This window comes from Bradyrhizobium sp. Ash2021 (assembly GCF_031202265.1).
In the GTDB taxonomy this organism is placed as follows: Bacteria; Pseudomonadota; Alphaproteobacteria; order Rhizobiales; family Xanthobacteraceae; genus Bradyrhizobium.
This window is the reverse complement of sequence record NZ_CP100604.1, coordinates 6,606,711-6,624,199: the sequence shown is the minus strand read 5'-3', so window position 1 is coordinate 6,624,199 and position 17,489 is coordinate 6,606,711. Positions and strand designations below refer to the sequence as shown.

Here is a 17,489-nt window from a genome sequence, read left to right as displayed (position 1 = left end):
AATATGCGGCTTCGGTTCAAAGCCACCCATGTCGTGCTGGCGATGTTGTGCATCATGTACTTCATCACCTATGTCGACCGGGTCAACATCGGCACGGCGGCCAGTGATATCCAGAAAGAACTCGGTCTGAGCAACACGCAGCTCGGGTTGGTATTCTCGGCCTTCGCCTATCCCTATCTCCTGTTCCAGGTGGTCGGCGGCTGGGTCGGAGACCGCTTCGGGCCGCGCAAGACCTTATTCTGGTGCGGCATGATTTGGGCGGCCGCGACCATCATGACCGGCTTTGTAACCAGCCTGCTGACGTTGTTCATTGCCCGCGTCGCACTCGGCTTCGGCGAAGGGGCGACTTTTCCGACCGCCACGCGCGCCATGCAATACTGGACTCCCGAGACCAAGCGCGGTTTCGCGCAGGGCCTTACGCACGCCTTTGCACGGCTCGGCAACGCGGTTACCCCGCCGTTGATAGCGGCGCTGATAGTTTGGCTTACCTGGCGCGGCTCGTTCATCGCGCTGGGACTGGTCAGCCTGGTTTGGGGTGTGATCTGGGCGCTGTATTTCCGCAACGAACCCAAGGATCATCCCGGGATCACCGAGGCCGAGCTGGCGTCGCTTCCGCCACGCCCGGTCAATATGCGGCCGCAGGTACCATGGGGGCCGCTGTTGCGGCGGATGTGGCCCGTCACGCTGACCTACTTCTGCTATGGCTGGTGCCTGTGGCTATACCTGAACTGGCTGCCGTTATTCTTCAAGAACAGCTACAATCTGGACGTCAGGAATTCGGCGCTGTTCGCCTCGGGTGTCTTCTTTGCCGGCGTCGTCGGCGACAGCCTGGGCGGAATCCTCTCTGATCGCATTCTCAGGAACACAGGCAATGTTCGCCTTGCGCGCTTGAGCGTCACGATCGTCGGCTTTGCCGGCGCCTTCCTGTCGCTGCTTCCGATCCTGTTCATTCACGACATCACGATCGTCGCGCTATGCCTTTCCGGCGGCTTTTTCTTTTCTGAACTCGTGATCGGTCCGATGTGGTCGGTGCCGATGGATATTGCTGCGAAATATTCCGGTACGGCCGCCGGGCTGATGAATACCGGCTCGGCGCTGGCGGCGATCGTTTCGCCTTTGGTCGCCGGTTACGTGATCGACGTCACGGGCAACTGGTACTTGCCGTTCCTGATGTCGATGGGATTGCTCCTGCTTGGCGGATTTTCGGCGTTTCTGATGCATCCTGAAAAACCCTTTGAAGAACTTGCGGAAGTGAATTCGGTCAAGCGAGGTGTACTAGCTCAACAGCTAAAATGATTTCTTTACCACGACTGAGGCGGTCGAGGTCCCATCCGATCCATTTTCAGATTGCGAGAGTGCCTACGCGGCGAGCCTTGCCGATATCCAATCAACACCGGAGCCAAACTATGCCCAACTACAAGATTCTTATTCTCGGTGCGTCGTACGGTTCGTTACTTGCGTCCAAAATGATGTTCGGCGGCCACAACGTGAAACTTGTTTGTTTGCCGGCTGAGGCTGCTCTCATCAATTCCGAAGGCTTTCGCGTGCGGATGCCGATCCGGGGCCGCAAGGAGCAGATCGAGATCGATTCCCGCAAGTTGCCGGGCAAGGTGTCTGCTTCCGGTCCGGCCGATATAGATCCTAAAGACTATGACCTGATCGGGCTGGCGATGCAGGAGCCGCAATACGGCTCGCCCGGTGTGCGCGAATTGCTCGATGCCGTGGCGAAGTCGCGCGTTCCGTGCATGTCGATTATGAACATGCCGCCGCTGCCTTACATGAAGCGTATCCGCCATCTGAACAGCGAATTGCTCGCGCCAGCATACACCATGCCGGCGGTATGGGACAGCTTCGATCCCGGCACGTTGACATTGTGCAGCCCGGATCCGCAGGCGGTCCGGCCTCCGGAGGAGAAGGTCAACATACTACAGGTAACTTTGCCGACCAACTTCAAGGTTGCACGCTTTGACAGCGAGAAGAGCAATGTAATTCTTCGCAACATCGAGAAGGATATCGATGCCGTTCGTTTCGATGCCCGGGAAGGCAAGATCGAGCTGCCGGTAAAGTTGCGTGTTCACGACTCGCTTTTCGTGCCACTGGCCAAATGGGCCATGCTAATGGCCGGCAACTACAGGTGTATCACCCAAGACGGCATGCGAACCGCACAGGAAGCGGTGCATACCAACCTCAAGGAAGCGCGTTCGATATACGAGTTCGTCGTGGACGTATGCGTCAAGCTCGGTGCCTCGCGCGATGAACTTGTACCATTCGAGAAATATGCCGCGGCTGCGGAAAGCCTGTCGCGTCCTGCTTCGGCTGCGCGCGCGCTTAACAATGGCGCGACCAATATCGAACGTGCCGACAAGCTGGTGCAACTCGTCGCCCAACAACAAGGCATGAGCCATCCCGTCCTCGACGCCATTGTCATCCTCGTGGACGAAAGGATCGCAGCAAATCGTAAGAAGGCTGTGGCGGCCTAACAGATCAATGGTCGACAAGAGACCGGCGCGATTGACTTAGACAAGATTTGCGGCCAATCGCGGGATCAATCCTGCTCCTACCCGTCGGGAATACCGCGAGCCTGTCTGCCTTTGAAATGGGGATCAACATCACAAACGGCCGTAAGCCGTAAGCACGTCAAACATTGTGCAGCGCGTGGTCGACTTCCGCCGAGTTTGCCGATCACAAACTTGAATTTTACGGAAGTTGGGGCCTCGCCGCTCCCGGTAAACCTTCTTATGTATTGACGGCACCCGCCGGGCGCGGGACAAGCCCGCCGAATGGTGATATTCGAGCGGCTCGCGAGACCACGGCTCTACCGGGAAGGACGCCTATGACCCTGCATACTGGAAGGCATTTTCTGCAGATTCCGGGACCAACCAATGTGCCGGACCGGGTGCTGCGGGCCATGGATATGCCGACCATGGACCATCGCGGTCCCGAATTCGCCGAGATCGGACAAGCGGTGCTGGCCGCCATGCAGCGGGTGTTCCGCACCAAGCAGCCGGTGATCATTTATCCGTCGTCCGGGACCGGTGCCTGGGAGGCCGCGATCGTCAATACGCTGGCGCCTGGCGACAAGGTGCTGATGGCCGAGACCGGGCAGTTTGCCCTGCTATGGCGCGGCATCGCCGACAAATTCAAGCTGGACGTCGATTTCCTGCCTGGTGACTGGCGCCATGGCGCCGACCTCGATCAGATCGAGGCGCGGCTCACGGACGACCGCCAGCACAAGATCAAGGCGGTGATGATCGTGCACAACGAGACCTCGACCGGCTGCGTCACGCACCCGCTCGACGTCCGCAAGATCATGAACCGGGTCAAGCATCCGGCGTTGTTGATGGTCGATACCATCTCCGGCCTCGGCTCGCTCGAATATGAGCACGATGCCTGGGGCATCGACGTGTCGGTGGCCGGATCGCAGAAGGGATTGATGCTGCCGCCGGGCCTCGGCTTCAACGCGGTGTCGGAAAAGGCGCTTGCGGTGGCGAAGGCCAACCCCGCCATGCGGTCCTATTGGGACTGGCAGGAGGTTATCGCGATCAACAAGGCGGGCACCTGGCCCTATACGCCGGCGACCAATCTGCTGTTCGGGCTGCGGGAAGCGATCAAGATGCTCGAGGAGGAGGGGCTTGAGAACGTTTTCGCGCGCCACAAGCGCCACAGCGCCGCGACGCGCGCCGCAGCCAAGGTGTGGGGCCTGGAAACGCAGTGCCAGGAGCAGGGCGCCCACTCGCCGGCGCTGACCGGCGTGGTGATGCCGGAAGGCCATGACGCCGACAATTTCCGTAAAGTGGTGCTGGAGAATTTCGACATGTCGCTCGGGACCGGCCTGAACAAGATCAAGGGCAAGGTATTCCGGATCGGCCACATCGGCCACTTCAACGATCTGATGCTGATGGGCACGTTGTCGGGCGTCGAGATGGGTCTCGATCTCGCCAAGGTGCCGCATCGTGGCGGCGGTGTATTGGCGGCGATGGAAGTCCTCAAGGGACGCGATGTCGTGCCGATGCCGAAGACTGCCGTTGCCTGAATTGGCCTGGATCCAAGCATAGAACACAACAGAAAGAGCTGCGATGAACGCCCCGGTAGCTGCGACCGAAGACCTGATCTATTCCGTTGAGGACGGCATCGCCCGGCTGACGTTCAACCGTCCGCAGGCGCGCAACGCCTTGACCTTCGCGATGTACGAGCAAATGGCCGTCATTTGCGAGACTGTCAACGCCGACCGCTCGATCAAGGCCATGATCCTGACCGGCGCCGGCGACAAGGCGTTCGCATCGGGTACCGACATTTCGCAGTTCCGTGCCTTCAAGACCGCGCAGGATTCGCTCGATTACGAGGCCCGGATCGATCGCGTGCTTGGCACGCTGGAGCAGTGCAGGGTGCCGACGATTGCGGCCATTGCCGGCGCCTGCACCGGCGGCGGTGCCGGGATCGCAGCGTGTTGCGATATCCGCATCGGCACCGAGTCGACGCGGATCGGCTTTCCGATCGCGCGCACGCTCGGCAATTGCCTGTCGATGTCGAATATCTCCAGGCTGGTGTCGCTGGTCGGCCCGGCGCGGACCAAGGATCTGATCTTCAAGGCGCGGCTGGTCGAGGCGCCGGAAGCGCTGGCGCTGGGGCTGCTCAATGAAGTGGTGCCCGACGTCGCGACATTGCAGCGGCGCGCCGACGAAACCGCAAAACTCGTGGCCGGCCATGCGCCGATCACGCTCGAAGTCACCAAGGAAGCGGTGCGCCGGATTCGCCGAACGTTGACCCGCGATGAGGGCGAAGACCTGATCCTGCGTGCCTATATGAGCGAGGATTTCCGTGAGGGAATGGATGCCTTCCTCAACAAGCGCACGCCGAATTTCAAGGGCAAGTAGGGTTCTGCGCCCTCCAAGAATGCTATGCATCCGGGCAAGGCCGCAATCGAGGCGCTGGTGCTGTAAGTCGTGCGCCTTTTTGTAACCGGCCGCGCGAGCACAGGGATTGTAACTTGGGCAAATGTCGGGTCGCCCCTGGCAATAAGGACAAGGAAAGTGCGGTGGATGATGTTCATACCGCAAAGACGGTGAATCGCTCAGAGGTCGCAACGCACCACAGCCTATGCTCCTAGGACACCCACCGTGGTAGCGGGAGGGCATTATGTGTATCGGCTGGCCTGGGAAATCGTTGCTCGTCAGCGCTGCGTTCGGCCTCTATTTCATCGCCGCGCACTGGTCGGTCGCAACCTACATCCCCGACCCCAACAGTCCGCCGCCGTCGGCGGGCATCCGCGTCCAGCTGCACCCACTTTACGTCTATGGCGAGTTTTCCGCTTCGACCGGTGAGACCACGGGGCTATTTCAGCAATTGGCCGATCACAGCGAGGCTGATTTCAGTTCGCCGACCGAACTATGGGAAGGCAATGAGCGGCTCGGTCCTGCGCACAGCACGTTGAACGAGATCGTGTCGTTGGGGAAAGGTCGGTTTTACCACCACACCGAGCGCGCCGATTCCGTAGTGGTGTTCTCCTCCAGTGACAACACGAGCCCGATGACGAACGGCCGGACCTATTGGATCGTCAACCCGGGGCGTTAGTGGTTCTCCCGCAGGCCTTTCATCCGCTGCAGAAGGATTATTCCCGGCCGCCTCGACTTTGTTGAACTGCCCGCGGAGATAGAACCAATTGTTGGCTGGCGACGAGGCGGCCCAATGTTTATTGTCCGCTCCTTCCAACTCAACGACTTCGACGCGGCTGATGCGACCGATAAGATACCGCCCACTTGCCTGCAGTCGCCCCGGCTCTCTCCGCCCTTGTCAATGCCTCGTTCGGCCATCAACATCGGTCCCGGCGTGTCCTTGATCACTGCCACGCGAGGATCGAATGATCGTCCCAACGGGCGGGTACACGCGAGACCGGAACTTCACCCAAGCCAAGATGCAGCGGCAGCCGGCGCAGATTGACGAGGGCATCGCCGTATCTATCGCACCTCGACAACACCGATTGCCAGGGAAAGCGGTACCGGAATCCGCAGGATCTGCTGATCGTGTGAGCTGGCGATAGCAGACGATTTCGAACAACAACGCGGGCTCTCAATGAGCCCGCGTTTTTTTTGAAATGTCGAAATCCACACGGCGAGGCATGCGATTTGCAATCTCATGCGAAAGTCATAAGCGGCAGCGGTGCGGTTCAGCTTGAACTGGGGCTGTTTACCACGCACAATGGCAAGCCAATTCGGATTTTAACAAGCCGAACAAAGACATAGGGAAGAAACACGTGGGACATATTCTAAAAGCCACGGCCGCGTTGGCGGCCATGATCGTCAGCGCGCCGGCGTTTGCCGCCTGGGAGCCGACCAAGCCGGTTGAAATCGTGGTCGCCGCGGGCGCTGGCGGCGCATCCGACCAGATGGCGCGCATGATGCAGGCCGCGATCCAGAAGAACAATCTGATGAAGCAGCCGATGGTGGTGTCGCTCAAGGGCGGTGCGTCCGGCGCCGAGGCGCTGATGTACATGAAGTCCAGCGACGGCGACGCCAACAAGATTTTGATCGCCTACTCGTTGATCTACATGCTGCCGCTGTCCGCAAAAATTCCCTTCAACTGGCGCGAACTGACGCCGGTGTCGGTGATCGCGCTCGATCAGTTCGTGTTGTGGGATAATGCTGCCGGGCCTAAGACCGTGAAGGAATTCATCCAAGCCGCCAAGGCCGCAAGCTCGCCGTTCAAGATGGGCGGCACCGGTTCGAAGCGCGAGGACCACGTGCTGACCGTCTTCATGGAGCAGAAGACCGGCGCGAAATTCTCCTATCTCCCCTACAAATCCGGCGGCGAGGCCGCTACGCAACTGGTCGGCAACCACACCGAATCCAACGTCAACAACCCATCCGAAAATCTCGAAGTCTGGCGCGCCGGTCAGGTTCGCGCGCTCTGCGTGTTCGACAAGGAGCGCATTTCCTACACGACCAAGGTGACCGACACCCAGTCGTGGCACGATATTCCGACCTGCAAGGAAGAGGGGCTCGATGTGCAGTATCTGATGCTGCGCGCGATGTTCCTGCCCGGCAAGGTGACACCGGAGCAGCAGGCGTTCTATGTCGACCTGTTCCAGAAGGTGACGCAAACGGCCGAGTACAAGGACTATATGGAGAAGCAGGCGCTGAAGCCGATCTTCCTCACCGGCAAGGACATGGTCAAGTTCCTCGAGGAGGACGACAAGTTGAATGTCTCGCTGATGAACGAAGCAGGCTTTGTCGCGAAATAGTTTCTCCGCAAGCCACCTATTTCCCGGCCGGGCCGTACCCGGCGATCCGGCCGAGAACATTCTTGATTTCCTTTTTCGACAGCAGTCGTGGTTTGCCGATTTGAAGGCAGCCATGATATTGCCGCGCCAGCGTCTCCACCTCGACCGCAATCCACATCGCTTTCGAGAGCGACGGCCCGATCGCAATCATGCCGTGGTGTTCCAGCAGGCAGGCCAGCCGGCCCTCAAGTGCGCGGACGGCATGTTGCGAAAGCTCCTGCGTGCCGAAGGTCGCGTAGGGCGCGCAGCGGATCGTATCGCCGCCGGCAACGGCGATCATGTAGTGGATCGGTGGAATCTCCAGCCCCATGATGGCCAGGATCGTCGAATAGGGCGGATGGGCATGAACCACGGCGTTCACTTCCGGCCGGGCCTTGAGGATATCGAGGTGAAAACGCCACTCGCTCGACGGACGCTGGGCGGGATCGAATGAGCCGTCGAGGCCCATATAGACGATCTGCTCGGGCTGCATCGTCTCGTAGGGCACGCTGGTCGGCGTGATCAGCATGCCGGCCTCGTGGCGCAGGCTGATATTGCCTGATGTGCCCTGATTGATGCCGAGCGCGTTCATGCGCAAACATGCATCGATGATGGATTGGCGCTTTTCCCGGTCGTTTGCGGCTTGCATCAATTTTCTCCGAAGCCTGACGGCGCACTGCCATTCAATCACAAGCCCTTTGCAGGCCGAGAACAATGGTTGATTATTGTGTCGCAGTATAGTCGAACATCTGGATGCTTTGGGGGCGGGCTGGAGCAGCCGTCTGCCGTTGAAAAATTCTGGGAGAAATCATGACGAATGCCGTGCTTGGCATTATCGGCGGATCCGGCGTCTACGATCTGCCGGGGCTGGAAAATGTCCGCGACGAGACGATCGAAAGCCCTTGGGGTGAACCTTCCGCGCCGGTCCGGCGTGGCACCATCGCCGGCCTTCCGATCGTGTTTTTGCCGCGGCACGGCAAGGGGCACGTGCTGTCGCCCTCCGACATCAACTACCGCGCCAACATCGATGTGCTGAAACGGGCAGGGGTCACCGACCTGGTTTCGCTGTCGGCCTGCGGATCGTTCAGGGAGGAACTGCCGCCCGGCGCGTTCGTGCTCGTCGATCAGTTTGTCGATCGGACCCACAAGCGCGAGAGTTCGTTCTTCGGCAAGGGCTGCGTCGCCCATGTCTCGATGGCGCATCCGGTGTCGCCGCGATTGCTGGCGCATCTGGCGGCGGCGGCGAAAGCCGAGAGCATCGCGGCCGTGCACGGCGGCACCTATGTCTGCATGGAAGGTCCGCAGTTCTCGAGCCTCGCCGAGAGCCTGACCTACAAGGCGCAAGGGTTTTCGGTGATCGGCATGACCAACATGCCGGAGGCCAAGCTCGCCCGCGAGGCGGAGATCTGCTACGCCAGCGTGGCGATGGTCACCGATTTCGATTGCTGGCATCCCGATCATGACGCGGTAACGGTGCAGGACATCATTCGCGTGCTGAACTCGAATGCCGAGAGGGCGAAAAATCTGGTTGCGCGGCTGGCGCGGGATTTTCCGCGCCAGCATGAGCCATGCCCGGTCGGTTCGGACAAGGCGCTCGACACCGCGCTGATCACCGCACCTGAGGCCCGCGATCCCGCGCTGTTGCGGAAGCTCGATGCGGTGGCGGGACGGGTGTTGCGGCCGTGAAAAAGTCTCCCAGCGGGCGCGCGACGCGAAGGGCGTAGAGCATGAAGGTCGACGGTCGACATTTCCGCAGTATCTGGCTCGAGCCCGACGGCTGGTCGGTCGGCGCGATCGACCAGCGGCGGCTGCCGCATGAATTTGTTGTCGCGCGGTGGACCAGCGCCGATGACGCGGGCGAGGCGATCCGCTCCATGCTGGTGCGCGGTGCGCCGCTGATCGGCGCCACCGCCGCCTATGGCGTCGCGCTGGCCATGCGCGCCGATAGCTCCGATGCGGCGCTCGCTCAGGCCTACAAAATGCTGATCGCGACGCGGCCGACCGCGATCAATTTGAAATGGGCGCTCGAGGAGATGCAGCGGACGCTTCGGCCGCTGGCGCCTTCGGCCCGTATCGAGGCCGCCTATCAGCGCGCCGCTTCGATTGCCGAAGAGGATGTGGCGATCAACCACGAAATTGGCCGGCATGGTCTGGCGCTGATCGAGGCGATTGCCGCGACCAAAAAGCCCGGCGAACCCGTCAACATATTGACGCATTGCAACGCCGGCTGGCTCGCGACAGTGGACTGGGGAACGGCGACGGCGCCGATTTATCAGGCGCAGGATCGTAGCCTCGCCGTTCATGTCTGGGTTGACGAAACAAGACCCCGCAATCAGGGCGCTTCGCTGACCGCGTGGGAGCTCGGCCATCACGGGGTGCCGCACACGGTGATCCCCGACAATACCGGCGGCCATCTGATGCAACACCGGATGGTCGATCTCGCCATCGTCGGAACCGACCGGGTCGCCGCCAATGGCGACGTTTGCAACAAGATCGGGACCTACCTGAAGGCGCTCGCCGCGCACGACAACGGCGTGCCGTTCTACGTTGCGCTGCCGTCGCCAACCATCGACTTTAGTATCGACGATGGCGCGAGGATCCCGATCGAGCAGCGCGCGGCCAGCGAAGTAACGCACCTTACCGGGCGCACCGCCGACGGACGGATCGAAACCGTGCGCGTCGTTCCCGAGGGCTCGCCGATCGCCAATTATGGTTTCGACGTCACGCCGGCACGGCTGGTGACCGGATTGATCACCGAACGTGGCGTGCTCAAGCCTGAGCGTGCTGCACTTGCGAGCGCGTTTCCCGAGCGAACTTCCCAATAGCGTTTTCAAGCGAAGTGGATTCCGGTTCGCGTTAAGAAAACGCGTCAAAACAAGGCGCACGCTGAAGGCTGCATTGACGCCGGCAACGCCAGCACTGTATCCAGTATGCCAGCGTAGCCAGCCGGATCAATCTCATCCATGTCCAATACCGATATCGAAATTGTCGTCGAGGATCCGACCGCGCCGGAGGCGGATTCGCCGGCGGTGGCCAGCACCGGCGTCGTCGAAGTCGTGGTGTCGCTGTTGCTCCTGGCGCTGGCGCTGACGCTCGGATGGGACAATTGGCGCACCGGCGCCGCCTGGGACTCGACCGGCCCGCAGGCGGGCTATTTTCCGTTCTATCTGTCGGTGATCCTCGGCGCCGCCAGCCTCTATGGCCTCGCCACCGCTTTTCTGTCGCGCAAGGAAGCCTCCGAGACCTTCGTTACGCGCGCGCAACTTCGCCGTGTCATGGCGGTGTTCGTGCCGACGCTGCTGTTCTGCCTCGCTACCCAATTTCTCGGTCTCTATGTCGCAAGCTTCCTCCTGATCGCTGCCTTCATGCGAATGGTCGGAAAAATCGCGCTGTGGAAGTCGTTGCTGACCGCCTTCGTGTTCACCGCCGTGATGTTCGTGACCTTCGACATCGCCTTCGACGTCATCATGCCGAAGGGACCGCTCGAAGCGGCCTTTGGCTATTAAATAGATCAACAGGACTCGCGTAATGGAAGCCTTCGGTCTGCTCATGCACGGCTTTGCGGTTCTGCTGACATGGAAAACGCTGCTGCTGATGATGGTTGGGCTGGTGCTCGGCATTTTCGTCGGCGTACTGCCGGGGCTGGGCGGCCCCAACGGGGTCGCGATCCTGCTGCCGCTGACCTTCACCATGGATCCGACCTCGGCCATCGTGATGCTCTCCTGCATTTACTGGGGCGCACTGTTCGGCGGGGCCATCACCTCGATCCTGTTCAACATCCCCGGCGAAGCCTGGTCGGTCGCGACCACCTTCGACGGCTATCCGATGGCGCAGCAGGGCAAGGCGGCGGAAGCGCTCACCGCGGCTTTCACCTCGTCCTTCATCGGCTCGCTGGTCGCGGTGCTCCTGATCACGTTCCTGGCGCCGATGATCTCCTCCTTTGCGCTGAAGTTCGGGCCGCCCGAATTCTTCGCGGTGTATCTGCTGACCTTCTGCTCTTTTGTCGGGCTCGGCCGCGAGGCCAAGCACAAGACCGTAATCTCGATGTCGCTCGGCCTGCTGCTGGCCGGCGTCGGCATGGACACGGTGTCCGGCCAGCTGCGCATGACATTCGGGTCTACCGACCTCTTGCGCGGCATCAATTTCCTGGTCGCCGTCATCGGCCTGTTCGGAATCAGCGAAATCCTGCTGACGATGGAAGAGCGCCTCGCGTTGCGCGGACACGCCGCCGCCATCAGCCTGCGCGTGGTGCTGTCGGTGTGGAAGGACTTGCCGAAATACTGGGTGACGCTGCTGCGCTCGTCCTTCATCGGCTGCTGGCTTGGCATCACCCCGGGCGGCGCGATCGCCGCCTCCTTCATGGGGTACAATCTGGCAAAACGCTTTTCCAAGGACCCGGACGGTTTTGGCAAGGGCCGCATCGAGGGCGTGTTCGCGCCGGAAACCGCCGCCCATGCCTCGGGTACCGCGGCGCTGCTGCCGATGCTGGCGCTCGGCATTCCCGGTTCCGGCACCGCCGCGATCCTGCTCGGCGGCCTGATGGTGTGGGGCCTCAATCCCGGGCCGCTGCTGTTCGTCGAGCACAAGGATTTCGTCTGGGGTCTGATCGCCTCGATGTATCTCGGCAATGTCGTTGGCCTCGTGCTGGTGCTGAGCACGGTGCCGATCTTCGCCTCGATCCTGCGGGTGCCGTTTGCCGCCGTAGCACCGATGATCGTGGTGTCCTGCGCGATCGGCGCCTACGCGATCCAGAACGCGATGTTCGACATCTGGCTGATGCTGGGCTTTGGCGTCGTCGGCTATGTCTTCAAGAAGATCGGTATTCCCCTGGCGCCATTCACGCTGGCGCTGGTGCTCGGTAGTCGTGCCGAAGATGCGTTCCGGCTGTCGATGATCGGCTCCGGCGGCGACATGAAGGTGTTCTGGTCCAACGGACTCGTGGGTTCGATCAGCACGCTCGCCATCGTTCTGTTGTTCTGGCCGGCGATCGACAAGGCCTTTGGCGGCGTCACGCGCCTATTGCGGCCGGCGAAGACCGTAAGTTAGATCGGCAAGGCGTATTGAGGCGGCACGTCGCAAGAGGTGACGTCACGAGAGGCCCGATGTGCGCCGGAAATACGCGATCGTCTCCTTCAGTCCGTCGTCGAGCGCGACCTTCGGTTGCCAGCCCAGAAGCGCATTGGCGCGGGAAAGATCGGGTTGGCGCTGCCGCGGATCGTCCTGCGGCAGCGGCTTGAATATCAACTTCGCTTTGGAGTTGGTGAAGCGGATGACCTTCTCCGCCAGCTCCAAGATCGTGAACTCCGAACTGTTGCCGAGGTTGACAGGCCCGGTGCACGCATCTTCTGTCAACATCAGGCGGCTGATCGCCTCGACCAGGTCATCGACGTAGCAAAACGACCGGGTCTGCCCGCCATCGCCAAAAATGGTAATTGGATCGCCCCTGAGCGCCTGCACGATAAAGGAGGAAACGACGCGCCCGTCGTCGGGCTGCATCCGCGGGCCGTAGGTATTGAAGATGCGCGCCACCTTGATCGGCAGCGCGTGCTGGCGCCAATAGTCGAAGAACAGCGTTTCGGCGCAGCGCTTGCCTTCATCATAGCAGGAACGGATTCCGACCGGATTGACGTTGCCCCAATATTCCTCTGTCTGCGGGTGGATCAACGGATCGCCATAGACCTCGCTGGTCGAAGCCTGGAAGATCCGGATCTTGAGACGCTTGGCGAGGCCCAGCATGTTGATCGCGCCGTGGACGCTGGTCTTGGTGGTTTGCACCGGGTCGCGCTGATAATGGATCGGGGAGGCCGGGCAGGCCAGGTTGAAAATCGCATCGACTTCAACATAGAGCGGAAAGGTCACGTCGTGCCGCATCGCTTCGAATAGCGGGTTGTGCAGAAGATGGGCGATGTTGCGGCGGCTGCCGGTAAAGTAGTTGTCGACGGACACCACTTCCGCACCCTCGGCCAGCAGCCGTTCACACAAATGGGAGCCGATGAAACCAGCGCCGCCGGTGACGAGTACCCTGCTGTCCTTGTAATGCTCAAACGACATGATTGCGTCCGGGTTCGTCGGTTTCGACTAGTTCCGATTGGCTTCAGAGTGGTATCGGCAATCGGCCGGTCAGCCAATTGTCATATTTCGGATTGCGGTAACATGGCACTGTTTCGAGGCCATGTGCTCAGCCCGTGTGGCCGTCACCTCGGACCCGTCTCAGCCGCCGCTGCAGCAAGGCCACGTGCGGGCGGCCTTCATGGGAGCCTTTTCACGTTCAAGCCTCATCATGGTCGAGGCCGCGAGATGTACCAGCGAAGACGGGAAGACCTTCGCGCGTGGCGCCAAGAGGGCTTGGAGTAGGGCAGGCCGCTTCGAGCCCGACCGTCGCGATCTTGCCGTTAGATACGAAGCCACCCAAGCCAAGTTGCGGATTTGACCGATATTTGTCGCAAGACTCGATCACGGCCGCGAGCACCTCGGGAACAACGACCTCGGCATAGGTGCCGGTTACCGGGTTTTCGTTCTCGCGATTTCACGCGTCTGCTGCGGCAAGTGAAGGCGTAACGCTCACACCACCTTGCGCTGCCTCAAGCCCGCGATCTCGTCCTTGCTGAAGCCGAATTCGGCCAGCACTTCTTCGGTCTGCTCGCCGAATTCCGGCGGGCGCGCGGCCATCTTGCTCGGCGTGCGCGACAGCGTCAGCGGCTGGCCCACCAGTTGAATGTGCCGGTTCTCGTCATTCGGTACATGCTGCGCGATGCCGAGGTGCTTGACCTGTGCGTCCTCGAACATCTGATCGATGGAGTAGATTGGCCCGCAGGGCACACCGGCGGCATTGAGTTCGTTCACCCATGTTTCGGTAGATTTCTTCGCGGTGAGCTTGCCGATCGCCGCATTCAGCGCGTCGCGGTTCTTCGAACGCGCGGGCGCGGTGGCGTAATCGGGATTGGTGAGGAGTTCAGGTGCGCCGATCGCCTGCGCGCAGCGCTCCCAGATCCGCCCACCGGTGGTGGCAATGTTGATGTAGCCGTCGGAGGTCTTGAAGACGCCGGTCGGGATCGAGGTCGGGTGGTTGTTGCCGGCCTGTTTTGCCACCTCTTTTTCCATCAGCCAGCGCGAGGCTTGGAAATCCAGCATGAAGATCTGGGCCTGCAGCAGCGAGGTTTGCACCCACTGGCCTTCGCCGGAGACGTCGCGTTCCAATAGCGCGGTGAGAATGCCGATGGCGCAAAACAGTCCGGCAGTGAGGTCGGCCACGGGAATGCCGACCCGCATCGGCCCTTCGCCCGGCGCGCCGGTGACCGACATCAGCCCGCCCATGCCTTGGGCAATCTGATCGAAGCCCGGCCGCTTGTGATAGGGGCCATCCTGTCCGAACCCCGAGATGCTGCCATAGACGATGCGCGGATTGATCTGGCGCAGGCTGTCATAGTCGATCCCAAGCTTTGCCTTGACGTCGGGGCGGAAATTCTCGACCACCACGTCGGCCTGTTCGGCGAGGCGCTTGAACACTTCCAGGCCCTTCGGGTCCTTCAAATTCAGCGTCATCGCGCGTTTGTTACGGTGCAAATTCTGGAAATCCGATCCCTGGCGCGGCCCGCCCGGCTGCTCGCCGGCGGCGTCCTCCAGCAGCGCATCGATCTTGATGACATTGGCGCCCCAATCCGCGAGCTGGCGCACGCAGGTGGGTCCGGAGCGGACACGAGTAAGATCGAGCACGGTGAAGCGGGACAGGGCTTGCGAGGCGCGTGGAAAGGGCATGGGCATGTTGGGGAAAACTCCGACAACGCAAAGAGGTTAACGCGGGTAAGACGTTTATCCCGGCTTGTCGGCGATGACCACTGTCCTGCAAGATGGAAGGCGCGCGAATTTTCGATGCAGACAGGGTAGGCGAAGCCGCATCTTGGCGTGCGGCCGGTAGATTTTTTCAGCCCGCAGCTATACTGTGGCCCCAGTGAGTGGCGAGACGGACAAGATCAGCGTGAGCAATGGCCAAGACATGACCTCCGACTTGAAACCGGGAGCCGGGCGGGGATGCCGTTTTGCCTCCGGTTGGTTGATCCGGACGCTTTGCGTCGTCGCAGCTACCTTTGTAATGCTGTCTTCGAGCCGCGATCTAGCGCAAGCCCATTCCCTCCGGCAGGGCATTTCCGCGTTCAATCGTCAGGACTACTCGTTGGCGTCGCAGATCTTCATTCCGCTGGCCGAGCAGGGCCAGCCGTCGGCCCAAGCCTATCTCGGTTTCCTGTTCCAAACCGGCCGCGGGGTTCCGCAGAACTTCACCGAAGCGGCGATGTGGTACCGCCGCGCCGCGGAGCAGGGCGACAGCCTCGCGCAATATTCACTCGGCCTGCTCTACGACAGGGGGCAGGGGGTGCCGCGCGATATCGTCGAAGCCAGCAAATGGCTCAATCTGTCGACCGCGGGCGCCCCGCGCAGGGCGCGGGAAGCCCGCGCGCGGATTCGCGATGCCGTGACCACCAAGATGACGCGCGGCGAGGTCGCGCGGGCACGCCTGCGGGCGCTGGAGTGGGCGCCGATTCGCGAACGCTGATGACCGGTTCAGCGGCGCCTCGGCGCGAAGCTATGGCTGTTCGTCGCAATTCACGCCGAGCACCCGCTATCGCTCGCGCGTTTCGTCAGCTGTTATAGGCGGTGTTTGAGGATTTTCTGGGTGCATTTCTTCCCGGGCGGCGCACCCACATTGACACAATAGCGATCCCGGCCGATTTGAACCTCAGGAATCTTCTCTTTCACGCCGGCAGGAAACACCTTCCTGACGATGCGCGGCTCAGCAGGCGCCCACGGATGCCTGATTCAGGCCATCGACGATGACCCTGCGCCAGGCGATGCCGTTGCAGGTATCGGTATTGGGGATGCAACTGTTGCCGCCAAACCAGGGGCGGTTGAGATTGGAGCTCGTCCAATTGATACCCACCGGTTTGCCGTCCGCGAGTTTATTGACGTTGGTGACCCACGGCAATTTCGCACGCCCCTGTTCAAACGGTGCGGCGTCCAGCTCAAAGCCGATGAAATTCGACACCGGCGCCTTGAGCACGAACTGACAGAAATAATCGCCCACCGGCAGATAATTGTTCGGCATCGGGCTGGCCTGGAAAAATTGCGTCGCGTCCGTCGGTGCGACGCTCGGCCAGACGATCTTCCGGGCGCGTCCTTTGGCCTTCAACCAGGGAAACAGGAACAGATTCCCCGCGCTGTAAGACCCTTGATTCCCGCGAACGAAGGTCATGCTGACGACGCCAGCGAGCCCGAGATCGGTAGGGTTCTGCCGGAACAGCCGGAAGTTCATCCGTGAGGCGCAGTCGACGGTCAGCCGATTTGGCAAGAAGCCCGGCAGCGAACCGCTGACACACTGAGGTGCCGCGATCGCTGAAACCGAATAACGTAAAGTCCCTACGGCGACCACCGACGCGCCAATGAAGGCGCGGCGACTAAAATGATCTAACACGACGAACCCCCGTACGACGCAGAAAATAAACTTAGCAATAATGACCTGATGCCTAGACCGATAATGTTAGGCGAAGACCATCCATCGTCAAACAATCATGGATAGTAAGAATTTCTTGCTGCTACCTGAGCTTTAACAGCTGGATGCGGGGCAGGCTTGGGTTCAGGCGTCAGCCGCGGCCGGCCGCCAAAAGCAAGACAGGCTCGTTATCTTAACATCGCCTCGACCAGCCAGCCGATCCAGATCGCCGGTGCGAGGAACAGCCCGAATGGAAGCCGCGCCGTTGCCTTGAGCGGACGCTTCCTGAGATAGCCGCTCACGAAGTAGGCGCCGAGCGCCGACAGGGTCGCGAGCTCGACCACTGCAAAGACCGTTACGAAGTTGAGCCACGCGCCGGCGACGGCGGCGAGCTTGATATCGCCGAGCCCGAGCCCGTCGCGGCCGCGCCACCATCGGTAACCGGTCATCAGGGCCAGGAAAGGCAGCGCGATGGCCAGCCCCCTCCCGGCGGCCCAGATCAGCGCCTCCCAACCCGCCTCCGGTCCGGCCGCCCCGGCGCGGAATAGCGCCAGCGCCAATGCTGCGCCCGTCAGTTCGTTGGGAATGATGTAGCGGCGGAAGTCGCTGGCCGCGATTGCCAGCATCAGCGCGCCCAGGAACGCGCCCAGCACGCCGTCGAGTCCGGGCGCCGCGGTAAGGCTGACCCCAACCACCGCCAGCAGCATCAGGCCGAGAAGGGCTTGCCGGCCTGTCGATTGGACGATCACGCGA

At 61.3% G+C, this 17,489-nt stretch carries 16 protein-coding genes; 11 read left to right on the top strand and 5 right to left on the bottom strand.

Features of this window, described 5'->3' with window-relative positions; translation table 11 throughout:
* Positions 1–3 precede the first annotated feature (3 nt).
* From NL528_RS32025 to NL528_RS32000, 6 genes are all read left to right on the top strand, one after another.
* A complete protein-coding gene (locus NL528_RS32025) occupies positions 4–1,296 on the top strand; it encodes an MFS transporter (protein ID WP_309178375.1) in 1,293 nt (430 codons plus the stop codon).
* A 110-nt stretch (positions 1,297–1,406) separates the two neighbouring features.
* Complete coding sequence (locus NL528_RS32020) at positions 1,407–2,480, top strand: hypothetical protein (protein ID WP_309178374.1); 1,074 nt, start codon at positions 1,407–1,409, stop codon at positions 2,478–2,480.
* Between the two features lie 353 nt (positions 2,481–2,833).
* Positions 2,834–4,033, top strand: coding sequence for an aminotransferase class V-fold PLP-dependent enzyme (locus NL528_RS32015; RefSeq protein ID WP_309178373.1), 1,200 nt, complete (start codon positions 2,834–2,836; stop codon positions 4,031–4,033).
* A 43-nt stretch (positions 4,034–4,076) separates the two neighbouring features.
* The gene (locus NL528_RS32010; RefSeq protein WP_309178372.1) at positions 4,077–4,874 is read left to right on the top strand and encodes an enoyl-CoA hydratase/isomerase family protein; all 798 of its coding nucleotides are present in this window, start codon (positions 4,077–4,079) and stop codon (positions 4,872–4,874) included.
* Between the two features lie 262 nt (positions 4,875–5,136).
* Complete coding sequence (locus NL528_RS32005) at positions 5,137–5,571, top strand: hypothetical protein (RefSeq protein WP_309178370.1); 435 nt, start codon at positions 5,137–5,139, stop codon at positions 5,569–5,571.
* A gap of 718 nt (positions 5,572–6,289) precedes the next feature.
* Positions 6,290–7,237, top strand: a complete 948-nt coding sequence (locus NL528_RS32000) for a Bug family tripartite tricarboxylate transporter substrate binding protein (RefSeq protein ID WP_375144084.1) — start codon at positions 6,290–6,292, stop codon at positions 7,235–7,237.
* 16 nt (positions 7,238–7,253) lie between these two features.
* Here NL528_RS32000 and NL528_RS31995 read toward each other — a convergent pair whose 3' ends face one another.
* The gene (locus tag NL528_RS31995) at positions 7,254–7,907 is read right to left on the bottom strand and encodes a class II aldolase/adducin family protein (RefSeq protein WP_375143910.1); all 654 of its coding nucleotides are present in this window, start codon (positions 7,905–7,907) and stop codon (positions 7,254–7,256) included.
* A gap of 158 nt (positions 7,908–8,065) precedes the next feature.
* Here NL528_RS31995 and NL528_RS31990 point away from each other — a divergent pair, with 158 nt between their 5' ends.
* From NL528_RS31990 to NL528_RS31975, 4 genes are all read left to right on the top strand, one after another.
* Entirely contained in the window at positions 8,066–8,941 is an 876-nt protein-coding gene (locus NL528_RS31990; protein ID WP_309178365.1) for an S-methyl-5'-thioadenosine phosphorylase, read from the top strand.
* A 41-nt stretch (positions 8,942–8,982) separates the two neighbouring features.
* Positions 8,983–10,080, top strand: a complete 1,098-nt coding sequence (gene mtnA / locus NL528_RS31985; RefSeq protein WP_309178364.1) for an S-methyl-5-thioribose-1-phosphate isomerase — start codon at positions 8,983–8,985, stop codon at positions 10,078–10,080.
* A gap of 138 nt (positions 10,081–10,218) precedes the next feature.
* Positions 10,219–10,761: a tripartite tricarboxylate transporter TctB family protein gene (locus NL528_RS31980; RefSeq protein WP_309178363.1), complete on the top strand. Its 543-nt coding sequence runs from the start codon at positions 10,219–10,221 to the stop codon at positions 10,759–10,761.
* Positions 10,762–10,783: 22 nt separating this feature from the next.
* A complete protein-coding gene (locus NL528_RS31975; protein WP_309178362.1) occupies positions 10,784–12,301 on the top strand; it encodes a tripartite tricarboxylate transporter permease in 1,518 nt (505 codons plus the stop codon).
* Between the two features lie 42 nt (positions 12,302–12,343).
* Here NL528_RS31975 and NL528_RS31970 read toward each other — a convergent pair whose 3' ends face one another.
* Together NL528_RS31970 and NL528_RS31965 are read right to left on the bottom strand one after the other, a co-directional pair.
* Positions 12,344–13,306: an SDR family oxidoreductase gene (locus NL528_RS31970; RefSeq protein ID WP_309178361.1), complete on the bottom strand. Its 963-nt coding sequence runs from the start codon at positions 13,304–13,306 to the stop codon at positions 12,344–12,346.
* A gap of 510 nt (positions 13,307–13,816) precedes the next feature.
* Positions 13,817–15,010: a CoA transferase gene (locus tag NL528_RS31965; RefSeq protein WP_309185095.1), complete on the bottom strand. Its 1,194-nt coding sequence runs from the start codon at positions 15,008–15,010 to the stop codon at positions 13,817–13,819.
* Between the two features lie 415 nt (positions 15,011–15,425).
* On the opposite strand from NL528_RS31965, the gene NL528_RS31960 reads away from it, so the two are divergent.
* The gene (locus NL528_RS31960; protein ID WP_309178360.1) at positions 15,426–15,803 is read left to right on the top strand and encodes a tetratricopeptide repeat protein; all 378 of its coding nucleotides are present in this window, start codon (positions 15,426–15,428) and stop codon (positions 15,801–15,803) included.
* A 237-nt stretch (positions 15,804–16,040) separates the two neighbouring features.
* On the opposite strand, the gene NL528_RS31955 is transcribed toward NL528_RS31960, so the two are convergent.
* Together NL528_RS31955 and NL528_RS31950 are read right to left on the bottom strand one after the other, a co-directional pair.
* A complete protein-coding gene (locus tag NL528_RS31955; RefSeq protein WP_309178359.1) occupies positions 16,041–16,718 on the bottom strand; it encodes a hypothetical protein in 678 nt (225 codons plus the stop codon).
* A gap of 206 nt (positions 16,719–16,924) precedes the next feature.
* Complete coding sequence (locus NL528_RS31950; protein ID WP_309178358.1) at positions 16,925–17,485, bottom strand: A24 family peptidase; 561 nt, start codon at positions 17,483–17,485, stop codon at positions 16,925–16,927.
* Positions 17,486–17,489 lie beyond the last annotated feature (4 nt).